Source organism: Pseudomonas sp. IT-P253, assembly GCF_949768125.1.
Lineage (GTDB): Bacteria > Pseudomonadota > Gammaproteobacteria > Pseudomonadales > Pseudomonadaceae > Aquipseudomonas.
In genome coordinates this window covers 292691-317624 of the sequence record NZ_CATKPT010000033.1, presented here as the reverse complement: position 1 = coordinate 317624, position 24934 = coordinate 292691, and the positions used below count along the sequence as shown (strand labels likewise).

At 59.3% G+C, this 24934-nt stretch carries 23 protein-coding genes and 4 pseudogenes; 11 read left to right on the top strand and 16 right to left on the bottom strand.

What is annotated here, in order from left to right:
- Positions 1-119 precede the first annotated feature (119 nt).
- The 4 genes from tcyN to ACM6IR_RS18740 form a co-directional block, all read right to left on the bottom strand.
- On the bottom strand, positions 120-875 hold the full coding sequence (gene tcyN, locus ACM6IR_RS18755) for an L-cystine ABC transporter ATP-binding protein TcyN (RefSeq protein WP_414909066.1): 756 nt from the start codon (positions 873-875) through the stop codon (positions 120-122).
- Between the two features lie 4 nt (positions 876-879).
- The gene (gene tcyL / locus ACM6IR_RS18750; protein WP_414909065.1) at positions 880-1545 is read right to left on the bottom strand and encodes a cystine ABC transporter permease; all 666 of its coding nucleotides are present in this window, start codon (positions 1543-1545) and stop codon (positions 880-882) included.
- Positions 1545-2339 (bottom strand): cystine ABC transporter substrate-binding protein, encoded by a 795-nt coding sequence (tcyJ, locus tag ACM6IR_RS18745; protein ID WP_414909064.1) that lies wholly within the window; start codon positions 2337-2339, stop codon positions 1545-1547. Before tcyJ ends, tcyL begins: the two co-directional genes overlap by 1 nt.
- 250 nt (positions 2340-2589) lie before the next feature.
- Positions 2590-3588 (bottom strand): D-cysteine desulfhydrase, encoded by a 999-nt coding sequence (locus tag ACM6IR_RS18740; RefSeq protein ID WP_414909063.1) that lies wholly within the window; start codon positions 3586-3588, stop codon positions 2590-2592.
- Between the two features lie 190 nt (positions 3589-3778).
- Here ACM6IR_RS18740 and epsC point away from each other — a divergent pair, with 190 nt between their 5' ends.
- Together epsC and betT are read left to right on the top strand one after the other, a co-directional pair.
- Complete coding sequence (gene epsC / locus ACM6IR_RS18735) at positions 3779-4705, top strand: serine O-acetyltransferase EpsC (RefSeq protein WP_414909062.1); 927 nt, start codon at positions 3779-3781, stop codon at positions 4703-4705.
- Between the two features lie 430 nt (positions 4706-5135).
- On the top strand, positions 5136-7091 hold the full coding sequence (betT, locus tag ACM6IR_RS18730) for a choline transporter BetT (protein ID WP_414909123.1): 1956 nt from the start codon (positions 5136-5138) through the stop codon (positions 7089-7091).
- Between the two features lie 3 nt (positions 7092-7094).
- Here the strand turns inward: betT and ACM6IR_RS18725 are convergent, their stop codons facing one another.
- The 3 genes and pseudogenes from ACM6IR_RS18725 to ACM6IR_RS18715 form a co-directional block, all read right to left on the bottom strand.
- On the bottom strand, positions 7095-7355 hold the full coding sequence (locus ACM6IR_RS18725) for a hypothetical protein (protein WP_414909061.1): 261 nt from the start codon (positions 7353-7355) through the stop codon (positions 7095-7097).
- A 133-nt stretch (positions 7356-7488) separates the two neighbouring features.
- Positions 7489-7896, bottom strand: a pseudogene (locus ACM6IR_RS18720) (SDR family oxidoreductase); the annotation flags it as partial.
- Positions 7897-7900: 4 nt separating this feature from the next.
- A pseudogene (locus ACM6IR_RS18715) lies at positions 7901-8044 on the bottom strand (LysR family transcriptional regulator); the annotation flags it as partial.
- Positions 8045-8049: 5 nt separating this feature from the next.
- Here ACM6IR_RS18715 and ACM6IR_RS18710 point away from each other — a divergent pair.
- The 5 genes and pseudogenes from ACM6IR_RS18710 to mgrA all read left to right on the top strand — a co-directional run.
- Positions 8050-8151 (top strand): annotated as a pseudogene (locus tag ACM6IR_RS18710) (3-ketoacyl-ACP reductase); the annotation flags it as partial.
- A pseudogene (locus ACM6IR_RS18705) lies at positions 8149-8348 on the top strand (LysR family transcriptional regulator); the annotation flags it as partial. The pseudogenes ACM6IR_RS18710 and ACM6IR_RS18705, both read left to right, overlap by 3 nt.
- A 130-nt stretch (positions 8349-8478) precedes the next feature.
- Positions 8479-8661: a type II toxin-antitoxin system HicA family toxin gene (locus ACM6IR_RS18700; protein ID WP_407013427.1), complete on the top strand. Its 183-nt coding sequence runs from the start codon at positions 8479-8481 to the stop codon at positions 8659-8661.
- Entirely contained in the window at positions 8658-9122 is a 465-nt protein-coding gene (locus tag ACM6IR_RS18695) for a type II toxin-antitoxin system HicB family antitoxin (protein ID WP_414909060.1), read from the top strand. The genes ACM6IR_RS18700 and ACM6IR_RS18695 overlap by 4 nt, the downstream gene beginning before the upstream one ends.
- A gap of 163 nt (positions 9123-9285) precedes the next feature.
- Positions 9286-10323, top strand: a complete 1038-nt coding sequence (gene mgrA, locus ACM6IR_RS18690; protein ID WP_414909059.1) for an L-glyceraldehyde 3-phosphate reductase — start codon at positions 9286-9288, stop codon at positions 10321-10323.
- Positions 10324-10465: 142 nt separating this feature from the next.
- Here mgrA and tauD read toward each other — a convergent pair whose 3' ends face one another.
- The 7 genes from tauD to ACM6IR_RS18655 all read right to left on the bottom strand — a co-directional run bounded on the left by tauD (position 10466) and on the right by ACM6IR_RS18655 (position 18838).
- Positions 10466-11308: a taurine dioxygenase gene (gene tauD / locus ACM6IR_RS18685; RefSeq protein ID WP_414909058.1), complete on the bottom strand. Its 843-nt coding sequence runs from the start codon at positions 11306-11308 to the stop codon at positions 10466-10468.
- Between the two features lie 127 nt (positions 11309-11435).
- Positions 11436-12272: a taurine ABC transporter permease TauC gene (gene tauC / locus ACM6IR_RS18680; RefSeq protein WP_414909057.1), complete on the bottom strand. Its 837-nt coding sequence runs from the start codon at positions 12270-12272 to the stop codon at positions 11436-11438.
- Complete coding sequence (gene tauB / locus ACM6IR_RS18675) at positions 12269-13063, bottom strand: taurine ABC transporter ATP-binding subunit (RefSeq protein ID WP_414909056.1); 795 nt, start codon at positions 13061-13063, stop codon at positions 12269-12271. Before tauB ends, tauC begins: the two co-directional genes overlap by 4 nt.
- Before the next feature lie 16 nt (positions 13064-13079).
- Positions 13080-14057, bottom strand: a complete 978-nt coding sequence (tauA, locus tag ACM6IR_RS18670) for a taurine ABC transporter substrate-binding protein (RefSeq protein ID WP_414909055.1) — start codon at positions 14055-14057, stop codon at positions 13080-13082.
- Between the two features lie 246 nt (positions 14058-14303).
- Entirely contained in the window at positions 14304-15887 is a 1584-nt protein-coding gene (gene gshA / locus ACM6IR_RS18665; RefSeq protein ID WP_414909054.1) for a glutamate--cysteine ligase, read from the bottom strand.
- 243 nt (positions 15888-16130) lie between these two features.
- The gene (locus ACM6IR_RS18660; RefSeq protein ID WP_201115401.1) at positions 16131-16514 is read right to left on the bottom strand and encodes a PaaI family thioesterase; all 384 of its coding nucleotides are present in this window, start codon (positions 16512-16514) and stop codon (positions 16131-16133) included.
- Positions 16514-18838 carry a Tex family protein gene (locus tag ACM6IR_RS18655; RefSeq protein WP_414909053.1) on the bottom strand — a complete coding sequence of 775 codons (2325 nt, stop codon included), beginning with the start codon at positions 18836-18838 and terminating at the stop codon, positions 16514-16516. Before ACM6IR_RS18655 ends, ACM6IR_RS18660 begins: the two co-directional genes overlap by 1 nt.
- Before the next feature lie 361 nt (positions 18839-19199).
- Between ACM6IR_RS18655 and ompR the strand changes: the two genes are divergently transcribed.
- Together ompR and ACM6IR_RS18645 are read left to right on the top strand one after the other, a co-directional pair.
- Positions 19200-19940, top strand: a complete 741-nt coding sequence (gene ompR / locus ACM6IR_RS18650) for a two-component system response regulator OmpR (protein ID WP_414909052.1) — start codon at positions 19200-19202, stop codon at positions 19938-19940.
- A gap of 103 nt (positions 19941-20043) precedes the next feature.
- A complete protein-coding gene (locus tag ACM6IR_RS18645) occupies positions 20044-21357 on the top strand; it encodes an ATP-binding protein (RefSeq protein ID WP_414909051.1) in 1314 nt (437 codons plus the stop codon).
- A gap of 131 nt (positions 21358-21488) precedes the next feature.
- On the opposite strand, the gene rimK is transcribed toward ACM6IR_RS18645, so the two are convergent.
- Together rimK and ACM6IR_RS18635 are read right to left on the bottom strand one after the other, a co-directional pair.
- Positions 21489-22394, bottom strand: a complete 906-nt coding sequence (rimK, locus tag ACM6IR_RS18640) for a 30S ribosomal protein S6--L-glutamate ligase (RefSeq protein ID WP_007949201.1) — start codon at positions 22392-22394, stop codon at positions 21489-21491.
- Positions 22391-22852: an ATP-dependent zinc protease gene (locus ACM6IR_RS18635; protein WP_414909122.1), complete on the bottom strand. Its 462-nt coding sequence runs from the start codon at positions 22850-22852 to the stop codon at positions 22391-22393. Before ACM6IR_RS18635 ends, rimK begins: the two co-directional genes overlap by 4 nt.
- A 235-nt stretch (positions 22853-23087) precedes the next feature.
- Between ACM6IR_RS18635 and ACM6IR_RS18630 the strand changes: the two genes are divergently transcribed.
- Both ACM6IR_RS18630 and hslO read left to right on the top strand, forming a co-directional pair.
- On the top strand, positions 23088-23495 hold the full coding sequence (locus ACM6IR_RS18630; protein WP_414909050.1) for an RNA-binding S4 domain-containing protein: 408 nt from the start codon (positions 23088-23090) through the stop codon (positions 23493-23495).
- Between the two features lie 439 nt (positions 23496-23934).
- Positions 23935-24837, top strand: coding sequence for an Hsp33 family molecular chaperone HslO (gene hslO / locus ACM6IR_RS18625; protein WP_414909049.1), 903 nt, complete (start codon positions 23935-23937; stop codon positions 24835-24837).
- Positions 24838-24934 lie beyond the last annotated feature (97 nt).

Here is a 24934-nt window from a genome sequence, read left to right as displayed (position 1 = left end):
ATATGTATCGCACGCACTGCCAGAGCTATATATAAAATTTATTGGTTTTAAGTGAGGGGCAGATGTTGTTGCGGGGTAAAGGAGACTTCCATCCATGGAAGTTAGCTACTATTGATGTTTCAGTTGTGCGCGTTATTTATAAATTTGCTGAGAAACTGCTTCGTCCGTTCTTCTTTCGGGTTTGCAAACAGCGCCTTGGCTTCGCCTTGCTCGACGATCACACCTTTGTCGAAAAACACCACGCGGTTCGCCACGTCCCGGGCAAAGCCCATTTCGTGGGTGACGATGACCATGGTGCGCTTCTCCTCGGCCAGGCCGCGGATCGTCGCCAACACCTCCCCCACCAGCTCCGGGTCGAGCGCTGAGGTCGGTTCATCGAACAAGATCACTTCCGGCTCCATGGCCAGCGCCCGGGCAATCGCCACACGCTGTTGCTGACCACCGGAAAGGCGACGCGGGTAAGCGTCTTCCTTGCCCGCCAGACCGACTTTGGCCAGGAGCTTTTTGCCCAGGGCCACGGCTTCGGCGCGTGGAATCTTTTTCACCACGATCGGCCCTTCGATAACGTTTTCCAGGGCAGTGCGATGGGGGAACAGGTTGAAGTTCTGGAACACGAAACCGACGTGCTGGCGTAAACGCCGCACCAGGCTCTGCTGCTGGTTCAACGGGCGGCTGCCATCGATCTCGATGTCACCTACCTTGATCCGGCCGCTGGAGGGTTCTTCGAGAAAGTTCAGGCAACGCAGAAATGTGGTTTTCCCCGAGCCGCTGGGGCCGATGATTGCCACGACTTCGCCTTCCTTCACTTCCAGATCGATGCCGTTGAGCACCACTTGACCCTTGAACTGCTTTGTCAGTTTTTCCACGACAATCATTGGGTCAGGACTCCTGGTCGTGCCGATTGACCCGCACTTCCAACTGGTTTTGCATGTGCGACAGCACTGTGGCAAGAATCCAGTAGATCAGCGCGGCGGCCAGATACATGGTGAAGATTTCGAAGGTGCGTGCAGTGATCAATTGCGCCTGACGGAACAGTTCCGGCACCTGAATGGTGGCGGCCAGCGCTGTGTCCTTGACCAGCGAAATGAAGCTGTTGCCCAGCGGTGGCAGGGCCGTACGCATCGCCTGCGGCAGGATGGCGCGGCGCAAGGTCTGGGCACGGGTCATGCCGATACTCGCGGCAGCCTCCCACTGACCACGCTCGATGGAGCTGATCGCGGCGCGGAGGATTTCGCAGGCATACGCCGCCATGTTCAGCGAGAAGCCGATCAGGGCGGCTGGCAGCGGATCAAGTTCGACGCCCAATTGCGGCAAGCCGTAATAGATCACGAACAATTGCACCAGCAACGGCGTGCCGCGAAAGAACGACACGTAGATGCGGGCAATCCAGCTCACCAGCTTGAAGCGTGACAGGCGCATCAACGCCAGGCCGAAGCCCATCACCAGGCCGAAGAACATCCCGCCCAGGCTCAAGATCACCGTGTAGTACGCGCCCTTCAGCAGAAAGGGCGCGGAATCCAGTGCGAGTTGGAAAGCTTCTTCCATTATTTAGTGACGTCAGCGTTGAAGTATTTTTCCGAAAGCTTTTTCAGCGTACCGTCGGCACGCAGCTTTTCGATGGCCTTGTTCACCGCGGCCAGCAGCTCAGGCTCGCCTTTACGCAGGGCAATGCCGGCTTCCTGGCGGGAGAACGCTTCGCCGGCGGCGACAGTGTCCTTGGCTTTCTTGGCGTATTCCAGTGCGGCGAGGCGGTCGATCAGAATGGCGTCGATGCGGCCGACGCGCAGATCCTGGAACTTGGTCGGATCATCGTCGTAGGTCTTGATGATGGCTTTCGGTTGGTTGTCCTTGAGCCATTGCTCGTAGTTGGTGCCCAGGCCCACACCGACTTTCTTGCCGGCCAGGTCATCGGCGGTCTTGATGGCGTCTTTGTTCTTGGTCAGAACCAGCGCCTGAATACCGGAGACGGTGTACGGCTCGGAGAAGTCGTACTTCTTCTTGCGGTCTTCGGTAATGGTGACCTGGTTGATCACCGCATCGAGGCGTTTGGATTCCAGTGCCGCGAGGATACCGTCCCATTTGGTCGGTTGCAGTTTGACCTTCACGCCCAGCTCTTTGGCCAGCGCTTCGGAGAACTCGACTTCGAAGCCATCCAGTTTGCCGTTGGCATCAACGAAACTGAACGGTGGGTAAGTGCCTTCCAGACCGACGTTGATTACGCCAGCGTCTTTGATTTTTTGCAGCTGCTCCCCGGCAACTGCCTGCCCCAACAGGCCGGCACTGAGTGCCAGGCCTAGTGAACCCACTAACAGATTTCGACGTAATGCGGAAAAATTCATGACAAGCCCCTGTGTTTTCTTATGGACGACGCTTTTAGGAAAGTTGGCAAAATCGGGATTTGGACGACTGCAATATCCTGCCCTAAAGCAGCTTATGCGTCTCTGTGCAAATTCGCCTGCGGCGTGACTATATGCTGGGGCTTTTAGATAATAAAATAATAAATTTTACGTTTATTATTCTTTTAGAGAATATATGGTTGGTGCAATCGTCTGTGGCGAGGGGCACTTTCTCCCTCGCCACAGCAATGCTTTATGCGGTCAGCCAATCTTTGTAGGCAAACAACGCCGGCGCTCCACCGGTGTGCAGGAAGATGATCGGCCCTTGATCGAAACGTCCGCGCCCGATGCCGTCGAGCAACCCGGCCATGGCCTTGCCGGTGTACACCGGGTCCAGCAGCAAACCTTCCTGACTGGCCAGCAGCTTGACCGCCGACAATGTCCCGGCATTCGGCTCGCCATAGCGCGGGCCGAAATACTCGTCCCACAACTCGACCTTGAAGCTCGCCGGCAGCTTCACACCCAGCAGTTCGGCAGTGCGCTCGGCGAGACCCTGAACTTTCGGCCGCTGATCTTCATCGCTACGGGAAACCGTGACACCGATCACTGGCAAATCCGGTAGTGCTTCATTCAATGCCAATGCCAGGCCGCTATGAGTCCCGGCGCTGCCCGAGGCCAGGACCACGGCGGCGAACTTCAGGCCGGTGTCCTTGATTTGCTCGGCCAGTTCCAGCCCCGCACGCACATAACCCAGTGCGCCCAACGCGTTCGAGCCGCCAATCGGCACAAGGTAGGGTTTCTTGCCGTTGTTACGCAGGCGAACAGCCAACGCCTGCAATTGCTCGTCGGCGTTGTCGAGGTTTTCCACCAACTCGACCTTGGTGTCGAACAGATCGAGCAACAGCCGATTGCCGTTACCCACATAGTTAGCGTCGTCGGTGCCCAAAGGGTTTTCCAGCAGCGCGACACACCCCAAGCCAAGCTTGGCGGCAATGGCGGCGGTCTGTCGTACGTGGTTGGATTGAAGCGCGCCCGCCGTGATCAATGTATCGGCACCCTGGGCCAGGGCATCGGCGGCCAGGTATTCGAGTTTGCGCAGCTTGTTGCCGCCCATTGCCAGCGGCGTCAAATCATCGCGTTTAACGTACACATCACGGCCCAGCCAGGTCGAGAGGCGTTCGAGTTTTTCCAGAGCGGTGGGCTGGCCAAGCAAATCGAGACGGTTAAAACGGGCAAGCTGTTGTTTGATCATGAGTCCGTACTGGCGGAGGGAGATGTCAGGACTATAGGCAGGCCTAAATGCGTGGGCAACCGGCAATTGCTTATAGCCAAAAGCGTTGAGCGCCGCACAATTGGTTCTTAATTCGGCTTACAGACCTTGCCGTAAAGTAATTGCCGTCAGCGCGGCCAGACAGTCCGGCCGCCCATGTGGAGTTTTTACCGTGAGCGAGCGTTCCAGCCATTGGCAATTGCAGACCATCGTCAGCCAACTGCGCACGGCGCGTGACCAGTGGCGTACACAAAACGGCCGGGTCAGCGGCGAGCAGGGCGGTCGCGAGTTACCTTCCCGCGCCGCCATGGCGCAGATTCTCGAAGCCCTGTGTGGGGCGTTGTTCCCGATGCGCCTGGGGCCGGTGGACCTGCGTGAGGAAAGTGAAGACTTCTACGTCGGCCACACCCTCGATGTAGCGTTGAACGCCTTGCTGGCTCAGGCACGGCTCGAATTGCGCTATGCCGCTCGCCACAGTGCGCAGGCCGACACCGAAGTCGAAGCCAGGACAATCTCGATTATTCAGGACTTTGCCCTCGCACTGCCGGGGTTGCGTAGTTTGCTGGACAGCGATGTGCTGGCGGCCTATCACGGCGACCCGGCGGCCCGTAGCGTTGATGAAGTGTTGCTGTGCTATCCCGGCATTCTGGCGGTGATTCACCATCGCCTGGCCCACCATTTGTACCGCGCCGGGTTGCCAATGCTGGCGCGGATCAGTGCAGAGATCGCGCACTCGGCGACGGGTATCGACATCCACCCTGGCGCGCAGATCGGCCGCAGCTTCTTCATCGATCACGGGACGGGTGTGGTGATCGGCGAGACCGCGATCATCGGCGAGCGGGTGCGGATTTATCAGGCGGTAACCCTGGGCGCCAAGCGTTTTCCTTCGGACGAGGATGGCCAGTTGCAGAAAGGCCTTCCACGGCACCCGATCGTTGAAGACGATGTGGTGATTTACGCCGGCGCGACGATTCTGGGGCGGATCACCATTGGCAAGGGCTCGACCATTGGCGGCAACGTCTGGCTGACCCGTAGCGTGCCGGCCGGGTGCAACTTGACTCAGGCCAATTTGCAGCATGATGACGGGACGCAGAAGTAAGGCTCTGAGTCTCCATTGACTGACCTGTCCCCATCGCGAGCAAGCTCGCTCCCACAGTGGATCTGCGTCGGACACAACATCTGCGAACGACAGAAAACCACTGTGGGAGCGAGCTTGCTCGCGATTGATTTCAAGTCAAACCGAAATAATGGCAATTAGCTCGTTTCTCACTAAACGAATCCCCCCAAACCCCCACGTCATACCCTCCCTTGAACCCGCGCACAAAACGCACCGCCGAGCCCTGCGATTAGTCCTTAGCCCCCTATCCATGTTTAAATTGAACGCTCATTCAAGTTAAACCACTGGTTTGCTGCCCGTTCACAACAGGAGGCTTGCCTTTGCCGAGTCCGTTTTTGATTGCCCTGTTTTACCCCCTCGAGGTGCACCTTTCATGAGTGCATCAACGACCCCCGCCAGCGGTTTGATCCGCATGAATCCGCCGGTGTTCTACTTCGCCGCGACCTTCATTCTGTTGTTCGGTATCGTCGTCATCGCCCTGCCTGAGCAGGCCGGTGCCTGGCTGTTGGCCGCACAAAACTGGGCGGCCAATACGGTCGGCTGGTATTACATGCTCGCGATGACCCTGTATCTGGTCTTCGTGGTGGTCACCGCCTTGTCCGGCTACGGCAAGATCAAGCTCGGTGCCGACCACGACGAGCCCGAATTCAGTTACCTGTCCTGGGCCGGCATGTTGTTCGCCGCCGGGATCAGCATCACGCTGTTTTTCTTCTGCGTGTCCGAGCCGCTGACGCACTTGTCGCAACCGCCTCAAGGTGAGGCCGGCACGGCAGACGCCGCACGTCAGGCGATGCAGATTCTGTTTCTGCATTGGGGGCTGCACGGCTGGGGCGTGTTCGCCTTCGTCGGCATGGCGCTGGCTTACTTCGCGTATCGACATAACCTGCCGTTGGCCTTGCGCTCGGCGCTTTATCCGCTGATCGGCAAACGCATCAACGGCCCGATCGGCTATGCGGTGGACGGCTTCGGCATTATCGCCACGGTGTTCGGCCTCGGCGCAGACATGGGCTTTGGCGTGTTGCACCTCAACTCAGGGCTGGACTACCTGTTCGGCATCGCTCACACCCAGTGGATTCAGGTCGGCCTGATCACGCTGATGATGGGCGCGGCGATCATCGTTGCAGTGTCGGGCGTCGATAAAGGTGTGCGCGTGATGTCCGACATCAACATGCTGCTGGCCTGTGCGCTGCTGCTGTTTGTGTTGTTCGCCGGCCCGACCCAGCACTTGCTCAACACCCTGATCCAGAACATCGGCGACTACCTTGGCGCCTTGCCGATGAAGAGTTTCGACCTCTACGCCTACGACAAACCCAGCGACTGGCTGGGCAACTGGACGGTGTTCTACTGGGCCTGGTGGATTGCGTGGTCGCCGTTCGTGGGCTTGTTTATCGCGCGGATTTCCCGAGGTCGCACCATTCGCGAATTCGTCTTCGGCGTGCTGTTGATTCCGCTCGGTTTCACCCTGGCGTGGATGTCGATTTTTGGCAACAGCGCCATCGATCAAGTCCTCAACCACGGCATGAGCGCGCTCGGTATGTCGGCCATCGACAACCCGTCGATGACCCTCTACCTGCTGCTCGAAACCTACCCGTGGAGTAAAACCGTGATCGCGGTCACGGTGTTCATCAGCTTCGTGTTCTTCGTCACCTCGGCCGACTCCGGCACAGTGGTGCTGTCGACGTTGTCCGCCAAGGGTGGCAACCCTGATGAAGACGGGCCGAAATGGCTGCGGGTGTTCTGGGGCGCGATGACCGCGCTGGTGACCAGTGCGCTGTTGTTTTCCGGCAGCATCGAGGCGCTGAAGTCAGCGGTAGTGCTGACCTCTTTACCGTTTTCGATGATCTTGCTGCTGATGATGTGGGGGCTGCACAAGGCGTTTTACCTTGAGTCGCAGAAGCAGATTGCGCAGTTGCATTCCCTCGCGCCGGTGTCCGGCTCGCGACGTGGCGGCTGGCGCCAGCGTCTGAGTCAGGCCGTGCATTTTCCATCGCGGGATGAGGTCTATCGATTCCTCGATTCGACGGTGCGTCCGGCGATTGAAGAAGTCTCGGCGGTGTTCGTCGAGAAGGGTTTGAACGTGGTCACTCAACCGGACCCGGCCAACGACAGCGTCAGCCTGGAAATCGGTCACGGCGAACAGCATCCGTTCATCTACCAGGCGCAGATGCGCGGCTATTTCACGCCGTCGTTCGCCCGTGGCGGCATGGGCTCCAAGGAGCTCAACAATCGCCGTTATTACCGGGCGGAAGTGCATTTGAGCGAGGGCAGTCAGGACTACGATCTGGTGGGGTACACCAAGGAACAGATCATCAACGACATCCTTGATCAGTACGAGCGACACCTGCAGTTTTTGCATTTGGTGCGTTGATCGTCAGGTTTGGGTGGTCAGCACCATGAACAGCACCAGCGTCGCTACCGGCACACCGAACACGGCGCTGCCGACGACCAGTTCCGTGCTCAATGGCTGGCCGGCATTGACCATGCCGACCGCGCCGTTGATCAAGGTCAGTGCCAGCCAGAGGGCGACAAAGCTGTAGGCCAGCGTCTCGCGGGTGAAGCCGATTTTCTCGCCGATGAACAGCATCAGCGCCAGGAGGACCAGGCCGAAGGTGATGATGATGGTGGTGTGCATGGTGAGTGCTCCTGATCTGAAATGTCCTGTGCCTTGAATGCGCTATCGCGAGCAAGCTCGCTCCCACATGGGCGGCGCCATTTTCTGTGGGAGCGAGCTTGCTCGCGATGGGGTCACCACCTAATGAGCTTAGTTAAACCAACCCACCATTAACCCGCAAAACCTGCCCATTGACCCATGCCGAATCCGGCCCCGCCAGAAACGACACCACGCGAGCAATATCCTCCGGCTGACCCAAACGTTCCAGCGGCGCCATCTTGGCGAAATTCTGAATCTGCTCTTCACTTTTTCCATGTAAAAACAGCTCGGTGGCCACCGGCCCTGGCGCTACAGCGTTGACGGTGATGTTGCGACCGCGCATTTCCTTGGCGAACACCTGGGTCAGGGATTCCACCGCCGCTTTGCTGGCGATGTATACGGCGTAGCCTGGCAGGTTCATGCCGACGGTGCTGCTGGAAAAGTTGATGATCCGGCCGCCGCTGTTCAGGCGCGTGGCGGCTTCACGCAGGGTGTTGAAGGTGCCGCGAGCGTGAATGTTGAAGGTCCAGCTCGCCATCGACCATGAATTCGAAGGGGAACACTTTGGCGGTGCTGCGCGAAACGTAGTTCACCGCTCGGTGATGCTTCAACTCTTCAAGGGTTTTTGGTTCGCCATACTGGCGCAGGTAGGCAGGGCTGGCGCAGGTGATCGCCAAACTACGCCAACAGCGCCACCGAAGCGTCGGCGCTAGTGGTGGCGTTGCGTCAGGCCGGCCATCAAGCCATAGCGATCAAGGCTGATGTGGCCAACGCCGAGGGTTCGATCCCGGTGTTCGGCGCAGAAATTTATGCCGCCTGGGCGATTGCCGGACTGGGACTCATCCAGTGCCCGCATTACCGAATGGAAACACAGATTTCCCAGGGGCTGATGCAGGAAGTCCTCATCGACACCTGTCGCCACGGGTTCGGGTGTTCGTGGATTGGTTGGGGGAGGTGTTTGCAAGCGCACGGTAGCCGCTGGTCTTCTGGCAGGTTAGACGACCTTGCACTGGGCTAATATTTATCAGAGTGTGTATCGTGTGTATTAAGCCTGCATTCGTCGCGTACTGTGTTCAGCAGATTGCTGCCCACAAGGACGAAGGTGATGCGAAGTCGGGAAATGATCAGGATGATCGAGGAGGATGGCTGGTATCTGGTGGCCGTGAAAGGTAGTCACCATCAGTACAAGCATTCGTACAAGGCAGGCCGGGTGACGATCAAACACCCTGATTCGGATCTTCCCAAAGGAACGATCAACAGCATATTGAAACAGGCGGGCCTGAAATGAGGCCCGACATCGGAACCGAAAGCCTCGTAGAGGCGATAGCACAGGAAGGACTCACCGAAATGAAATTCCCGGTCGTTCTGCACAAGGATGCCGACTCAGAATACGGAGTGATTATCCCGGACGTGCCGGGTTGCTTCTCCGCAGGCGAGACTGTGGCACAGGCATTCGAAAACGTGAAGGAAGCGCTGGCTTTGCATTATGAGGGCCTGGTCGCCGATGGTGATCCACTGCCGTCAGTGCGTGAGATTGATGCTCATCTTGATAACCCTGAGTACGCGGGCGGTGTGTGGGGTGTGGTCGAGTTCGATATCACGCCTTATTTCGGGAAATCGGTACGCTTCAACGCCACTTTGCCTGAGCAATTGCTTGAGCGTATCGACCAGACGGTCAGACGGGATCAGCGATACAGTTCAAGATCAGGCTTCCTGGCTGCGGCCGCGCTGCGTGAACTATCGGCGTAAACGCCGGGGATCAGTTCTAGGCACCACGGGCAGATCAACTCGGAATCCGTGAAACGTTTCAGCATTTTCTCGAATCCGAGGTTTATCGGCGTTTGTCCCGGCGTATGCTGGGCAACTTGCGAAACAGTCGATACCCACTTCAAGACAGACAAGAGAAGATTCGATGACCTACACCGCTGCCGAAAACCGCTATGACTCCATCCCCTACCGCCGCGTGGGCCGCAGCGGATTGGTGCTGCCGGCGCTGTCCCTGGGGCTGTGGCACAACTTCGGCGACAGCACGCCAATCGACACCCAGCGCGCCTTGCTGCGCACGGCGTTCGATCTTGGCATCAACCATTTCGACCTGGCCAACAATTATGGTCCTCCGTACGGCAGCGCCGAGATCAACTTCGGCCGGTTGCTGCGTGAAGACTTCAAGCACTACCGCGACGAGCTGATTATTTCGAGCAAGGCCGGTTGGGACATGTGGGCTGGTCCTTACGGCCAGGGCGGTGGTTCGCGCAAGTATGTGCTGGCCAGCCTTGATCAGAGCCTGCAGCGCCTGGGTCTGGATTATGTGGACATTTTCTACTCCCACCGCTTTGACCCGGACACCCCGCTGGAAGAAACCGCCAGCGCATTGGCCACGGCGGTGCAGCAGGGTAAGGCGCTGTACATCGGGATCTCGTCCTACTCCGGGGTAAAAACCCGCGAGATGGCGGCGTTGTTGAAAGAGTGGAAAGTGCCGTTGCTGATTCATCAGCCGGCTTACAACCTGCTCAATCGCTGGGTGGAAAAAGACCTGCTGGAGGTTACTGATGAGCTGGGCACCGGCGTAATTGCGTTTACGCCGCTGGCTCAGGGGTTGTTGACTGACAAATACCTTAATGGCGTGCCGGCGGATGCGCGGGTTAATCGCCCGGGGGGCGAGTCGTTGCAGGCGTCGCACTTGTCTGAAGCCAACATCGCCCATGTGCGTGCGCTCAACGAAATTGCCAAGCGCCGTGGTCAGAGTCTGGCGCAGCTGGCATTGGCGTGGACGTTACGCGATCCGCGGGTGACCTCGGCGTTGATTGGTGCGAGCCGGCCGGAGCAGATTATCGAGAACGTCGGGGCGTTGAAGAATCTGAGCTTTAGTGCGCAGGAGTTGGCGGAGATTGACCGGTTTGCCCAGGAGGGCGGGATTAATCTTTGGGAGAAGCCTTCGACCGCGGAGTAATCGTTCGGTGCTGGGTCTTCTGGCGTCAGTCCGGCCCCATCGCGAGCAAGCTCGCTCCCACAGGATTTGTGGTCGACACAGATCCCATGTGGGAGCGAGCTTGCTCGCGATGGGGTCATAGCAAACAGTAAAGAACTCAGGGTTACCGAAAAAACGGCACATCCCCCAACACCGTCGCCCGTTGCATCACCCGCCGCGCCGGCCGGTAATCATCCACGGCATAGTGCTGTGTCACGCGATTATCCCAGAACGCGACGTCATCCTTCTGCCAGCGCCAGCGAATCGTAAACTCCGGTCGCGTCGCATGCGCGAACAAGAGCTTCAAAATCGCTTCGCTTTCAGTCTCCGACAGCTCATTGATCTTCGAGGTGAAGCCTTCGTTGACGAACAACGAGCGGCGCCCGCTCACCGGGTGCGTGCGAATCACCGGGTGTGACAGCGGCGGATTCTTGCGGCGCGCTTCTTCCCACTGGGCCAACGCGTCAGGCGTATTGCCGTAACGTTCCAGCGGGAACGAGCGGGTGAAGTCGTGAGTGGCTGTCAGCCCTTCGAGCAATGCTTTCATCGGCACGGACAGCGCTTCATACGCTGCGATTCCGCTGGCCCACAACGTGTCGCCGCCGAACGCCGGCAGCAATTTTGCACTAAGCACCGCGCCCATTGCCGGGGTCGGCAGGAAGGTCACGTCGGTGTGCCAGATCGCGTTGTCGCGCACGTCGGTGACGGCAGTGTCGAGGATCAACACTTCGGGTTGTTCGGGCACGTTCGGGTAGATCGGGTGAATGTGCAGATCACCAAAGTTGGCGGCGAAATGCGCCTGCTGTTGCGGGTTGATCGGCTGGTCGCGGAAGAACAACACCTGATGCTTGAGCAACGCCTGCTCAATGGCGTCGCGCAGTTCCAGGTTCAATGGCTGGCTGATGTCGACGCCGCTGATCTGTGCGCCGAGGGCGGAGCTTAAAGGGACAATGGTCAGGTGGCTCATGGTGGTTCTCTTCAATCCGGAGCGCCGAGCTGTTTGTAGAAGCGAGCTTGCTTGCGAAAGCACATCAGTAAAAGCAACGTTGTCTGACACACCGCTTTCGCGAGCAAGCTCGCTCCTACAGGGGCATTCAGTGGGCCTGGCCATGCCAGGGCACGAGTTTGCGTTGCAGGGCGCGCAGACCCATCTCCATGGCAAAGGCGATCAGTGCAATCACCAGAATCCCCAGCACCACGACGTCGGTGACCAGGAACTGCGCAGCCGACTGCACCATGAAGCCCAAGCCGCTGGTGGCAGCGATCAGTTCGGCGGCCACCAGTGTCGACCAACCCACACCCAGACCAATCCGCACGCCGGTCAAAATGTCCGGCAAGGCACTTGGCAGAATCACATGACGAATCAGTTGCGCCCGGGTGGCGCCCAGCGACTGCGCGGCGCGCAACCTGGCCGGGTCAACGGTGCGTACACCGGTGGCGGTGGCGATGGCGATCGGGGCGAAGATCGCGAGGTAGATCAGCAAGACTTTCGACAGCTCACCGATGCCGCACCAGATCACGATCAGCGGCAGATAGGCCAACGGTGGAATCGGCCGGTAGAACTCGATCAGCGGATCGAGAATGCCCCGCGCAATGCGGTTGTGACCGATGGCAATGCCGACCGGCACGGCGGTCAGCACCGCGAAACCCAGGCCCAGTCCGATGCGGCTGAGACTCGCGCCCAAGTGCTGCCACAACGTCGAGTCCATGTAGCCCGTCGTTGCCAGCAACCAGCCTTTTTGCAGCACAGCGGACGGTGGCGGCAGGAACAGCGGTTCGATCATGCCGGTGGCGGTGACGGCCCACCAAATGACAATGAGCGCGACCAGCGTCAGCACACTGATCCAGCGCGTGCTCAGACGGCGGCGGAGCGGAATCAACGTCGAGCCGGGTGTCACCGCCACAGCAGCGGGAATGTCATAGCTGCTCATGCGCGCTCCTGCCGCTGGGCGGCGCTGCGTTGGGAGAACACTTTGGCGAGCACGTGTTCGCGGGTTTCGATAAAGAGCGGGTCGGATTTGATCGCTCGTGCCGACTCACCGGCGGCATAACGCTGACCGAAGTCCAGGCTCAGGCGCTCGACAATGTGCCCGGGGTTGGGCGCCAGCAGAATCAGGTCCGTGGCGAGAAACACCGCTTCTTCAATATCGTGGGTAATCAGGAACACCGGTTTTGCGGTGCGCCGCCAGACTTGCAGCAGCAGCTCCTGCATCTGTTCGCGGGTGAAGGCATCGAGCGCGCCGAAAGGCTCGTCCATCAGCAATACACGAGGGTCGGCGGCGAGTGCGCGGGCCAGTCCTACACGCTGCTTCTGACCGCCCGAGAGCTGCCAGATGCGACGGTTTTCGAAACCGGAAAGGTCGACCAGCGCCAGCATTTCCCGGGCGCGGATTTCGCGTTCGTCTCGGGAAACACCGGCCAGTTCCAGACCAAAACCGACGTTGGCCAGCACGTCCTGCCAAGGCAGCAACGCATCGTCCTGGAACACCACGCCGCGTTCGGCGCTCGGGCCTTTGACCGGCACACCGTCAAGGGTGATGCGTCCGGCGCTGGGCTCGACGAAACCGGCAATCAGGTTCAACAGCGACGTCTTGCCACTGCCGGAAGGGCCGAGGGCGACCAGTAATTGCCGGGGCCCAAGGCTCAGGGAAATATCCGTCAGTACCGGTTCGGGGTTGCCGGGGTACTGTGTGCGGATGCGCTCCAGCAGTAGCAAAGCCATCGCAATGAACTCCCGATCAATTGGTGATGAACTTAGCGCTGACGTACGGCGCATAGTCCGGCAGTACCGCCTCGACCTTGCCCTGTTCCTTGAGGAACGCCGCCGTATCGGTGATGGCTTTGGTGGTCGGCGCACCGAGGGTGATCACCTGATCAGCCGCCAGCGGGTAGACGTTGCCTTGCAGCAGCAGTGGAATATCGCTGGCCTTGGCACCCGAGAGCTTCACCAGTTTGTCGACGTTGGATTGATTGGCGAGCCAGGCTTTCGGGTCTTTGCGGTAGTCGGCGTAGGCATCCAGGGTCACTTTGGCGAACGCGGTAACAATCTCTGGATGCTTCTCGGCGAAGTCTTTGCGCACGATCCAGGCATCGAAGGTTGGAGCGCCGAACTTGGCCAGTTCGCCAGAGGTGATCAGCACCTTGCCGTTTTCCTTGGCCACACCGAGGGCGGGGTCCCACACGTAAGTGGCGTCAATGTCGCCGCGTTTCCACGCTGCGATGATCGCTGGCGGCGCGAGGTTGAGCACGGTGACTTTCGACGGGTCAATGTTCCAGTGCTTCAGCGCGGCGAGCAGGCTGTAGTGACCGGTGGAGACAAATGGAACGGCGATTTTCTTGCCGATCAAATCTTGCGGCGTCTTGATCCCGGAACCGTCGCGGGCAACCAGTGCTTCTGCTGCGCCGATTTGGGTTGCGATCAGGAAGGTTTCAACCGGGACTTTGCGGGTGATTGCAGCCGTCAGAGGGCTGGAACCGAGGTAGCCGATCTGCACGTCGCCGGAGGCAATGGCGGCGATGATGTCGGCTCCATTGTCAAATTTGCGCCAGTCGATTTTGACGTGGGTAGCTTTTTCGTACGCGCCGTCGGCCTGGGCAACTTTCGCCGGGTCAACGGTGGTCTGGTAGGCAACAGTGACGTCGGCCGCCTGGGCAAAGAAACTCGCCGCCGCCAAAGAGGCGGCCGCCAGCAGGCGTAGGGGGAAGTGCAGTTTCATGGAAAAGCTCCTTGTCAGACGACCGAGTGTCGGCGTGAAAGGAGACTAAATGATCTAAGAAAGTAAAAATAAATAACTTTTTCGCATTAGCTTATGAGTGGAAACATTTAAAAGCGACCGCTTTGCGGTCATCGCGAGCAAGCTCGCTTCCACATTGGATTCGCGGCGTATCCACAATTATGTGAACACCGCTAAACCCTGTGGGAGCGAGCTTGCTCGCGAAAAGGTCCGCAGGACCTTCAGAAGTTAATTACTGATCGCCAGAATGCTCGCCTGATACGCCCCGACAAACACATCGAAATCGCCGACTTCGTTCTGCTCCAGCGCCACCTGTTCAGCCAGTGACGAACGCGCCCGCTCTTCAAACTTCGCCTGGTCTTCGCTGTTCAAAGGCTCGCTACGGAAAAACTCCGCATGTGCGCGGCTCTGGCGCAGGGAGAACTGACAGAAACTCTCCTTGTGCTCAGCCATCGACGCCAGCACCTGGGCCGAGGGTGTCAGGGACGAATCCTTGACCTTGGCCAATTGCGCGTCCAGCGCTTTGCTGTGCGCATCGCCGCCATGGCTCTGATCGAGCAACGCCGCCAAGGGCGCGATCTTCTCCAGCAACTCGCCGGCCCATTCTTTCAAGTCGACCGGATGACCGTCGCGTTGCAGCTGCAAGCCTGGACGGCGACCTTCCTTGACCACGCTGAGGAAGTTCGAGGTGGCGTTGCTGCACGAGGTATTGGTCAGCAGCGGACTGTCGTTCAGCGCGCAATACAGCAGGAATGCGTCGAGGAATCGCGACTCTGGCAGGTCAATGCCCATCGGCAGGAACGGGTTGATGTCCAGGCAACGCACTTCGACGTACTGAATGCCACGGCCCACCAGCGCCTGAATCGGCCGTTCGCCGGTGTAGGTCACGCGTTTGGGCCGGATGTTGGAGTAGTACTCGTTTTCGATCTGCAAAATGTTGGTGTTGAGCTGAACCCACTCACCGTCCTGATGCGTGCCGATTTCGACATACGGTGCATAGGGTGTGGCCACCGCTTTGCGCAGGCTGTCGGTGTAGCTGGCGAGGTCGTTGTAGCACGGCGTCAAACCGGCCTGGGCGTTGCTCTGGTAACCCAGATCACTCATGCGCAGGCTGGTGGCGTACGGCAGGTACAAGGTGTCCGGGTCCAGTTGTTCCAACTGGTGCGATCGACCGCGCAGAAAACCGGCGTCCAGCGCAGGGGAGGCGCCGAACAGGTACATCAGCAGCCAGCTGTAGCGACGGAAGTTACGGATCAGCGCGATGTAGGCCGCCGATTGATAGTCGCGGTCGGTACCGACAAAACCTTCAGACGCCTTGAGCAATGGCCAGAGCTTTTCCGGCAGGGAAAAGTTGTAGTGAATCCCGGCGATGCACTGCATGGTCTTGCCGTAACGCAAGGCCAGGCCCTTGCGGTAGACGTACTTGAGCTGACCGATGTTGGAGGTGCCGTAATAGGCAATCGGAATGTCTTCCTCGGCCGGCAACGGGCACGGCATCGACGGACTCCACAGGAACTCGTTGCCGAGCTTGCTGTAGGCAAAACGATGAATCTTGTCCAGGCTCACCAGCGTATCCGCAGGGTCTGGCAGGGCCGGGGTAATGAACTCCAGCAGCGACTCGGAATAGTCGGTGGTGATTTGTTCGTTGGTCAGCGCGGAACCCAATTCTTCCGGGTGCGGCGTTTGCGCCAGGCGACCTTCGCCGGTCACGCGCAGGCATTCACGTTCGATGCCGTGAAGGCACTGTTCGAGCAGAGAGAGGTTAGCGCGCTCGCCGAGCAGAGCCAGGCGGCGGTTGAGAAGTTCGCTCAAGTTGGATTCCTTCACGCGTCAGTCGCCCCAATATGGGGGTGGGCAAGACGGTCTACAAGGGTGAAGTTAAAACTGGCGTTGTCGCCTGGTTTTCGGACCGCACAAACCTTCCCCTGTAGGAGCGAGCTTGCTCGCGATGAGGGTTCAGTCAACACAAGTACCGTTTGACACAGCACCATCGCGAGCAAGCTCGCTCCTACAAGGTGCATTGCGCTGAAATTAACTCAAATTGATGACAGGGAGCTATAGGACAGCGAACGTGCCTTGTGCTTTTGCGACGAGTTTGTCGCCTTGCATCACGTCGGCTTCGACCACCAGCGTGCGGCGGCCCGGGTGGATCACCCGCGCCGTGCACATCACTTCGCCGCCTTCAACCGCGCGAATGTAGTTGATCTTGCACTCGATGGTCGCGCTCTGCTGGTCAAAGCCGTGGGTGCTGGAACAGGCCAGCCCCATGGCAATGTCCACCAGACTGAACAAGGCCCCGCCGTGCAACTTGCCGCCGCGATTGCGCAACTGAGGCTCAAGCGCCAGGGCGACTTGCGCCACCCCGGTTTCCAGGCTGTGCAAACGACAGCCCAGCAGCTTGAAAAAAGCGCTTTGGGTCAGCCCGGCAGGGATGTCCATCAGCGTTTCTTCAACTGCTTGGCGTTGGCGAACAGCGACGCCATGGCGTTATTCGCGGGGGCTGGCGCCGTGGTTTCCTTGCGCGGTGCACTGCTCTGGGATTGGCGTGGCGCCGAACCCGGACGCGCACCGCGAGCGCCGTCGATTTTCTCGCCCGGGGTGTCGCTCATGCGCATCGACAGACCCACGCGTTTGCGCGGAATGTCGACTTCCATGACCTTCACCTTCACCACGTCACCGGCCTTCACCGCTTCACGCGGGTCCTTGATGAACTTCTCCGAAAGCGCAGAGATGTGCACCAAACCGTCCTGATGCACGCCGATGTCGACGAACGCACCGAAGTTGGTCACGTTGGTCACGACGCCTTCGAGGATCATGCCCAGTTGCAGGTCCTTGAGGTCTTCGACGCCTTCCTGGAACTCGGCGGTCTTGAACTCGGGACGCGGGTCCCGGCCAGGCTTTTCCAGTTCTTGCAGGATGTCGGTGACGGTCGGCAGGCCGAAGGTTTCGTCGGTGTATTTCTTCGGATCGAGGCGCTTGAGGAAGCTGGCGTCACCGATCAACGAGCGGATATCACGGTCGGTTTCAGCGGCAATGCGCTGCACCAGCGGATAGGCTTCCGGGTGAACCGCCGACGAGTCCAGCGGGTTGTCGCCGTTCATGACGCGCAGGAAGCCAGCCGCCTGTTCGAAGGTTTTTTCACCCAGACGGGCGACTTTCTTCAACGCGGCGCGTGTCTTGAACGCGCCGTGCTCGTCGCGGTGGCTGACGATGTTTTGCGCCAGGGTCGCGTTCAGGCCAGAGATACGGGCCAGCAGCGCCACCGAAGCGGTGTTCACGTCCACGCCCACGGCGTTCACGCAGTCCTCGACCACGGCGTCCAGGCCGCGCGCCAGTTTCAGCTGCGACACGTCGTGCTGGTACTGGCCGACGCCGATGGATTTCGGGTCGATCTTCACCAGTTCAGCCAGTGGGTCCTGCAAGCGACGGGCAATCGACACAGCGCCACGGATCGACACGTCGAGGTCCGGGAATTCCTTGGACGCCAATTCCGACGCCGAGTAAACCGATGCGCCGGCCTCGGAGACCATGACTTTGGTCATTTTCATCGCTGGGTATTTTTTGATCAGCTCAGCGGCCAGCTTGTCGGTTTCACGGCTGGCGGTGCCGTTGCCGATGGCGATCAGGTCCACCGCATGCTTGGCGCACAGGGCCGCGAGAATCGCGATGGTCTGGTCCCACTTGTTGTGCGGCACGTGCGGATACACCGTGGCGTGATCCAGCAGCTTGCCCGTGGAATCGACCACGGCCACCTTGCAACCGGTGCGCAGGCCCGGGTCGAGGCCCAGCGTGGCGCGTGGGCCAGCGGGTGCCGACAACAGCAAGTCGTGCAGGTTGTGAGCGAAGACGTTGATGGCTTCGGTTTCCGCGCCATCGCGCAGTTCGCCGAGCAAGTCGGTTTCGAGGTGGGTGTAGAGCTTGACCTTCCAGGTCCAGCGCACCACTTCGCCCAGCCATTTGTCGGCGGCGCGGTTTTGGTTCTGGATGCCGAATTGTTGACCGATCATGCCTTCGCACGGGTGCATGGTGCCCGGCAGTTCGTCACCGACCTTCAGCGCCGAACTCAGAATACCTTCGTTGCGGCCACGGAAAATCGCCAGCGCGCGGTGCGACGGCATGCTTTTCAGTGGTTCGTCGTGTTCGAAATAGTCGCGGAATTTGGCGCCTTCCTCTTCCTTGCCGGCGATCACGCGGGCACTGAGGGTGGCTTCCTGCTTCAAATAGCTGCGCAGTTTATCCAGCAGCCCAGCGTCTTCGGCGAAGCGCTCCATCAGGATGTACTTGGCGCCTTCGAGGGCGGCCTTCACATCGGCCACACCTTTTTCGGCATTGACGAAGCGCGCGGCTTCCGCGTCTGGCGTCAGGCCAGGGTCGTTGAACAGACCGTCGGCCAACTCGCCGAGGCCGGCTTCCAGGGCGATCTGGCCCTTGGTGCGGCGCTTCTGTTTGTACGGCAGGTACAAGTCTTCGAGGCGGGTCTTGGTGTCGGCGAGCTTGATGTCACGCTCAAGTTGCGGGGTCAGCTTGCCTTGTTCCTGGATGCTGGCAAGGATGCTGATGCGCCGTTCGTCGAGTTCTCGCAGGTAGCGCAGACGCTCTTCCAGATGACGCAACTGGATGTCATCGAGGCTGCCGGTCACTTCTTTCCGGTAACGGGCGATGAAGGGAACGGTAGAGCCTTCATCGAGTAGCGCGACGGCCGCTTCGACCTGTTGTGGGCGTACACCGAGTTCCTCGGCAATGCGGCTGTTGATGCTGTCCATAAAACCACCTGACAAATTGTGAAAGCAGGCTCGCAGGCGCAGGGTTAAAGGCTCGGCGAGTCTGGTTGAGCGGCCTGGCCTGCGCCGCTACCTGGGTCAACAGGCATTCCGTTGACCCGTGAAATCGAACAATTACTGCCAGCACCCTGAAAATAAAAAGTGGCTGCCGGTCGCAATGATCAGACGTTGCCTGACACAAAAGGCCGGGCATTATAACCAGCGTTCTGTCATTCGGGGGCATCACTGGCTGTAGGCACAATGCCCGGATTTCTGGCGGTGAAGGAAAAATCTGCTAACAATGCACACGGTGCGTATAACGGCAGCTACGCCATAATGCGCGCCGAGCTAAAAGGAGCATCTAATGAGCAGCACTGCAAACATTGCTGAAGGCGAAAAAATTCTTATCGTTGACGACGACCCGGGGCTCAGCAGCCTGCTGGAACGCTTTTTCGTCAGCAAGGGCTACCGTGCCCGAGCCGTGCCGAACACTGAGCAAATGGACCGCCTGCTGGCGCGTGAAGTGTTCAACCTGGTCGTCCTCGACCTGATGCTGCCCGGCGAAGACGGCCTGACCGCCTGCCGTCGACTGCGTGGCGCGAACAACCAGATTCCGATCATCATGCTCACCGCCAAGGGCGACGAGCTGAGCCGTATCAAGGGCCTTGAACTGGGCGCCGACGATTATCTGGCCAAGCCGTTCAACCCGGACGAGTTGATGGCGCGTGTCAAAGCGGTCCTGCGCCGTCAATCAACGCCTGTGCCGGGTGCACCGGGCAGCGAAGACGAAAGCGTGACCTTCGGTGACTACGAACTGTCCCTCGCAACGCGCGAACTCAAGCGTGGCGATGAAGTGCACATGCTCACCACCGGTGAATTCGCCGTACTCAAGGCGTTGGTGATGAACGCGCGTCAGCCATTGACCCGCGACAAACTGATGAACCTGGCCCGTGGTCGCGAGTGGGATGCCCTGGAGCGCTCCATCGACGTGCAGATTTCCCGTCTGCGCCGGATGATCGAACCCGATCCTTCCAAGCCGCGTTACATCCAGACCGTTTGGGGCGTGGGTTACGTGTTCGTTCCGGATGGCGCCGCCACCAAGTGATCGGCGATTTGTAGGAGCGGGTCTGGCGGACGATGTTGGCCGCAGACTCGCGATCCGTAATATGCGAGCATCGCTCGCTCCTGCAAGTGTGTAACGGTTATTCATGAAAACCCCCGTTTGGTTCCCCCAGAGTTTCTTCTCCCGCACCTTATGGCTGGTGCTGATCGTCGTTCTGTTCTCCAAGGCGCTGACCCTGGTTTATCTGTTGATGAACGAAGACGTGCTGGTGGACCGCCAGTACAGCCACGGCGTCGCCCTGACGCTACGCGCTTATTGGGCTGCCGATGAAGAAAACCGTCAGAAAATCGCCGATGCCGCAACGCTGATCCGTGTGGTGGGCACTGGTGTGCCGGAAGGCGAACAACACTGGCCTTACAGCGAGATCTACCAGCGGCAAATGCAGGCGGAGCTGGGTGCCGATACCGAAGTGCGATTACGCATGCATTCGCCACCCGCGCTGTGGGTGCGGGCGCCAAGCCTGGGCGATGGCTGGCTGAAAGTGCCGCTGTATCCGCATCCTTTGCGCGGTCAGAAAATTTGGAACGTGCTGGGCTGGTTTCTCGCCATCGGTCTGCTGTCCACCGCTTCGGCGTGGATCTTTGTCCGCCAGCTCAACCAGCCATTGAAACGTCTGGTGTATGCCGCAAGGCAACTCGGCCAGGGCCGCAGTGTACGGCTGCCGATCAGCGATACACCGAGTGAGATGACCGAGGTATACCGGTCTTTCAACCAGATGGCCGAGGATGTCGAACAGGCGGGGCGCGAGCGCGAGTTGATGTTGGCCGGCGTGTCCCATGACCTGCGCACGCCGTTGACCCGTTTGCGGCTGTCACTGGAGTTGATGGGCGATCACAACGACCTGACAGACGACATGGTGCGCGACATCGAAGACATGGACGCGATTCTCGACCAGTTCCTGGCGTTCATCCGCGACGGTCGCGACGAGTCGGTGGAAGAAGTGGATCTGAGCGACCTGGTGCGCGAGGTCGCGGCCCCCTACAACCAGAACGAAGAGAAAGTGCGCCTGCGCCTGGAACCGATCCAGCCGTTCCCGTTGCGTCGGGTGTCAATGAAGCGATTGCTGAACAACCTGATCGGCAACGCCTTGCATCATGCGGGTACCGGTGTCGAGGTCGCGGCCTATGTGTCTGGGGATACCAGTGCGCCGTACGTGGTGCTGAGTGTCATGGACCGTGGAACCGGGATCGATTCGTCAGAGCTTGAGGCGATCTTCAATCCGTTCACCCGGGGCGACCGCGCCCGGGGTGGGAAGGGGACTGGTCTGGGGTTGGCGATCGTGAAGCGAATTGCTTCGATGCATGGTGGGAATGTTGAGTTGCGCAATCGGGAGGGTGGCGGGCTGGAAGCGCGTGTGCGGTTGCCGTTGGGGTTGATGCTGCCTCGGGATGCGGTTTAAGAGGCTGGCCTTGATGTTGGGGCTTAGGGTCTCTTCGCGGGCAAGCCTCGCTCCTACAGTTGATCACAAATCCATGTAGGAGCGAGGCTTGCCCGCGAAAGCGGCCTCTCGACCGCCATCAATCTCAGGAGTTAGCCCTTGCCCTTGGTCCGTGTCATATTCGGCCCACCATTCTTTTCCAGATGCTCAATGATGATCCCCGCCACGTTCTTGCCAGTGGTGGTTTCAATCCCTTCCAGACCCGGCGACGAATTCACTTCCATCACCAGCGGTCCGTGATTGGAGCGCAGGATATCCACGCCCGCCACCGCCAACCCCATCACTTTCGCCGCGCGCAACGCTGTCATGCGTTCTTCCGGCGTGATCTTGATCAGGCTGGCGCTGCCACCCCGATGCAGGTTGGAGCGAAATTCCCCAGGTTTGGCCTGGCGCTTCATCGCCGCAATCACCTTGTCGCCGACCACAAAGCAGCGAATATCCGCGCCGCCGGCTTCCTTGATGTACTCCTGAACCATGATGTTTTGCTTGAGGCCCATGAACGCCTCGATCACCGATTCCGCCGCCGTTGCGGTTTCACACAGCACCACGCCAATGCCCTGGGTGCCTTCCAGCACTTTAATCACCAGAGGCGCGCCGTTGACCATGTCGATCAGGTCGGGAATATCATCCGGGGAGTGCGCAAACCCGGTGACCGGCAAACCGATCCCCCGGCGCGACAACAATTGCAGCGAACGCAGTTTGTCCCGCGAACGGGCAATGGCCACCGATTCGTTGAGCGGAAAAACCCCCATCATTTCGAACTGACGCAACACCGCGCAGCCATAAAACGTCACCGACGCACCGATCCGCGGGATCACCGCATCGAAACCCTCCAGCGGTTTGCCGCGGTAGTGGATCTGCGGTTTGTGGCTGGCGATGTTCATGTAGGCGCGCAGGGTGTCGATCACCACCATTTCATGGCCACGTTCGGTACCGGCTTCGACCAGACGACGAGTGGAATACAGACGCGGGTTCCGCGACAGCACAGCGATCTTCATGCAACACCTGTGGAGGAGGTAGATACCGGGAACACCGGCTTGTCTTGTACATATTTAATCCCCGGATTGACCACCAGTTGGCCGTCGATCAGGGCTTTGGAACCGAGTAACAGGCGATAACGCATGGACTTGCGGCAGGCGAGCGTGAACTCGACCCGCCAGACCCGATCACCGAGGGCCAGGGAGGTGCTGACCACGTAACGCATCTGCGCATGGCCGTTGGAGCTTTTGATGGTTTTCATCGTTACCAGCGGCGCTTCGCAGCGCCGGTGACGCAGTTGCACGACCGTGCCCAGGTGCGCGGTGAAGCGCACCCACTGTGCCCCTTCGCGCTCGAATGGCTCGATGTCGGTGGCATGGAGGCTGGAGGTACTGGCACCGGTGTCGATTTTTGCCCGCAGGCCCGCGACTCCCAAATCCGGGAGCGCCACCCACTCGCGCAGACCGATAACGGTCAAATGGTCAAATGTCTTCAAAAGGTACTCAACCGGTAGAAACCGCTGTGGCCGCACGCGGCCGATTTCGCGGTATTCACGCAGAATAATGATTAAAAGGCGACAGATATCTACGGCCCGGATGTTCAGCTTCTCAAGGAGGTGCTGGAATGCACGCATTGTAGTCTGAGCCGGCGTAATTCATGGCACGACAGAAACGGTAGTACAGTTCATCAATATTTCAGAATGAGGTAATCCCATGGCACAAAAAAGCGAAGAGGACGACAAGGTCCGTCTCGATAAGTGGTTGTGGGCTGCGCGTTTTTATAAAACACGTGCCTTGGCCAAGACCGCGATAGAAAGCGGCAAAGTGCATTGTCGGGGCGAGCGCTGCAAGCCGGGCAAGGAACCGAGGGTCGGCGACGAGTTCCAGATTCGCACCGGTTTTGAGGAGCGCACGGTGGTGGTCCAGGCCTTGTCGATTGTACGTCGTGGTGCGCCGGAGGCTCAGGCGCTGTACACCGAAACCGAGGCCAGCATCGCCAAGCGTGAAGCGGCTGCGCAAATGCGCAAGGCCGGCTCGCTCGGTGTGACCACCGATGGCAAGCCGAGCAAGAAACAGCGACGGGATTTGTTCAAGTTTCGCGGCAGCAGTAACGACGAGTGAGTCGGTTGATTCTGTGTTGACCGGGCTGACGTCTTCGCGGGCAAGCCTCGCTCCTACAGTTGATCGAGAATCCCTGTAGGAGCGAGGCTTGCCCGCGAACGAGTGCGCAGCGCTCGCCCGGCATCCCCGCAGACTTGTAATCTCTCTACTGTGGAACCATATGAGGTTACCGGCCCAGCGTTGCGTGCAGCCGATGAAAAAAACCATTCGTCGTAAATCACACACAGTTTCCAGCCTGTAGGCCATAACCAGAATGCCAGCAGTGCCCACGGCATGACGTCGCGCAAATGTATAGCGCCGGTTCCACCTTGCTTGGATCGACGCGCAATTGTTCATAAAATGCCCGTCATGGCTGACTACGTGCTGCAAAACGGCGTGGTGAAGGCGCAACAACCAGTTTATGTAACCACTCTTGTCATTACCTCAGATACCCAGACCTATGACCGATCTAACGGATACCGACTACACCCAACGCTTCATCTTCGATGACAGCGACACCCGCGGCGAGCTGGTTGCGTTGGAGCGTAGCTACGCCGAAGTCCTCGCCAAACACCCGTATCCGGAGCCGGTTGCACAACTGCTCGGTGAACTGATGGCGGCGGCGGCGTTGCTGGTCGGCACTTTGAAATTCGATGGCTTGCTGATTCTCCAGGCCCGCTCCGACGGCCCGGTGCCGTTGCTGATGATCGAGTGCTCCAGCGAGCGCGAAATCCGTGGCCTGGCCCGTTACGAAACGGACCGGATCGCTCCCGATGCGACCCTGGCCGACCTGATGCCAAACGGCGTTCTGGCACTGACCGTCGACCCGACTCAAGGGCAGCGTTATCAGGGCATCGTCGACCTCGATGGAGAAACCCTGTCGGAGTGCTTCACCAATTACTTCGTCATGTCCCAACAAGTGGGCACGCGGTTCTGGCTGTACGCCGATGGTCGCCGCGCCCGTGGGTTGTTGCTGCAGCAACTGCCGGCTGACCGCCTGAAAGACGAAGAAGAGCGCGCCGCCAGCTGGCAGCACATCACCGCGCTGGGCGGCACCCTGACCGCCGATGAATTGCTCGGTCTGGACAACGAAACCGTGCTCCATCGCCTCTACCATGAGGAGCAGGTTCGACTGTTCGACGTTCAGAAGCTGCGCTTCCATTGCAGTTGCTCGCGCGAACGTTCTGCCAATGCACTGGTCAGTCTGGGTCAGGAAGATGCGCAGGCACTGGTCATCGAACACGGTGGTCACATCGAGATCGACTGTCAGTTCTGTAACCAGCGCTACCTGTTTGACGCCGCCGATATCACCCAATTGTTCGTCGGTGCGGGCGTCGAGACGCCGTCAGATACCCGTCACTAAAACGGTTCAGCGCAGGTAAATTCACTGGTTTGTGCCGGAATAACGCCGTTACGACGGGAGGGCCCTACTATTTTTGGGCGTTTCTGGCATAATCCGG

What these genes read in the sequence shown, in the direction of transcription:
- ACM6IR_RS18655 (WP_414909053.1), bottom strand. Translation starts at nt 18,838, where the DNA reads ATGGACAGCATCAACAGCCGCATTGCCGAGGAACTCGGTGTACGCCCA.
- ACM6IR_RS18630 (WP_414909050.1), top strand. Translation starts at nt 23,088, where the DNA reads ATGGCACAAAAAAGCGAAGAGGACGACAAGGTCCGTCTCGATAAGTGG.
- betT (WP_414909123.1), top strand. Translation starts at nt 5,136, where the DNA reads ATGAATCCGCCGGTGTTCTACTTCGCCGCGACCTTCATTCTGTTGTTC.
- ACM6IR_RS18645 (WP_414909051.1), top strand. Translation starts at nt 20,044, where the DNA reads ATGAAAACCCCCGTTTGGTTCCCCCAGAGTTTCTTCTCCCGCACCTTA.
- ACM6IR_RS18740 (WP_414909063.1), bottom strand. Translation starts at nt 3,588, where the DNA reads ATGATCAAACAACAGCTTGCCCGTTTTAACCGTCTCGATTTGCTTGGC.
- ACM6IR_RS18700 (WP_407013427.1), top strand. Translation starts at nt 8,479, where the DNA reads ATGCGAAGTCGGGAAATGATCAGGATGATCGAGGAGGATGGCTGGTAT.
- ACM6IR_RS18660 (WP_201115401.1), bottom strand. Translation starts at nt 16,514, where the DNA reads ATGGACATCCCTGCCGGGCTGACCCAAAGCGCTTTTTTCAAGCTGCTG.
- hslO (WP_414909049.1), top strand. Translation starts at nt 23,935, where the DNA reads ATGACCGATCTAACGGATACCGACTACACCCAACGCTTCATCTTCGAT.
- tcyL (WP_414909065.1), bottom strand. Translation starts at nt 1,545, where the DNA reads ATGGAAGAAGCTTTCCAACTCGCACTGGATTCCGCGCCCTTTCTGCTG.
- ACM6IR_RS18725 (WP_414909061.1), bottom strand. Translation starts at nt 7,355, where the DNA reads ATGCACACCACCATCATCATCACCTTCGGCCTGGTCCTCCTGGCGCTG.
- rimK (WP_007949201.1), bottom strand. Translation starts at nt 22,394, where the DNA reads ATGAAGATCGCTGTGCTGTCGCGGAACCCGCGTCTGTATTCCACTCGT.
- tauC (WP_414909057.1), bottom strand. Translation starts at nt 12,272, where the DNA reads ATGAGCAGCTATGACATTCCCGCTGCTGTGGCGGTGACACCCGGCTCG.
- ompR (WP_414909052.1), top strand. Translation starts at nt 19,200, where the DNA reads ATGAGCAGCACTGCAAACATTGCTGAAGGCGAAAAAATTCTTATCGTT.
- tauA (WP_414909055.1), bottom strand. Translation starts at nt 14,057, where the DNA reads ATGAAACTGCACTTCCCCCTACGCCTGCTGGCGGCCGCCTCTTTGGCG.
- ACM6IR_RS18695 (WP_414909060.1), top strand. Translation starts at nt 8,658, where the DNA reads ATGAGGCCCGACATCGGAACCGAAAGCCTCGTAGAGGCGATAGCACAG.
- tauD (WP_414909058.1), bottom strand. Translation starts at nt 11,308, where the DNA reads ATGAGCCACCTGACCATTGTCCCTTTAAGCTCCGCCCTCGGCGCACAG.
- mgrA (WP_414909059.1), top strand. Translation starts at nt 9,286, where the DNA reads ATGACCTACACCGCTGCCGAAAACCGCTATGACTCCATCCCCTACCGC.
- tcyN (WP_414909066.1), bottom strand. Translation starts at nt 875, where the DNA reads ATGATTGTCGTGGAAAAACTGACAAAGCAGTTCAAGGGTCAAGTGGTG.
- tauB (WP_414909056.1), bottom strand. Translation starts at nt 13,063, where the DNA reads ATGGCTTTGCTACTGCTGGAGCGCATCCGCACACAGTACCCCGGCAAC.
- tcyJ (WP_414909064.1), bottom strand. Translation starts at nt 2,339, where the DNA reads ATGAATTTTTCCGCATTACGTCGAAATCTGTTAGTGGGTTCACTAGGC.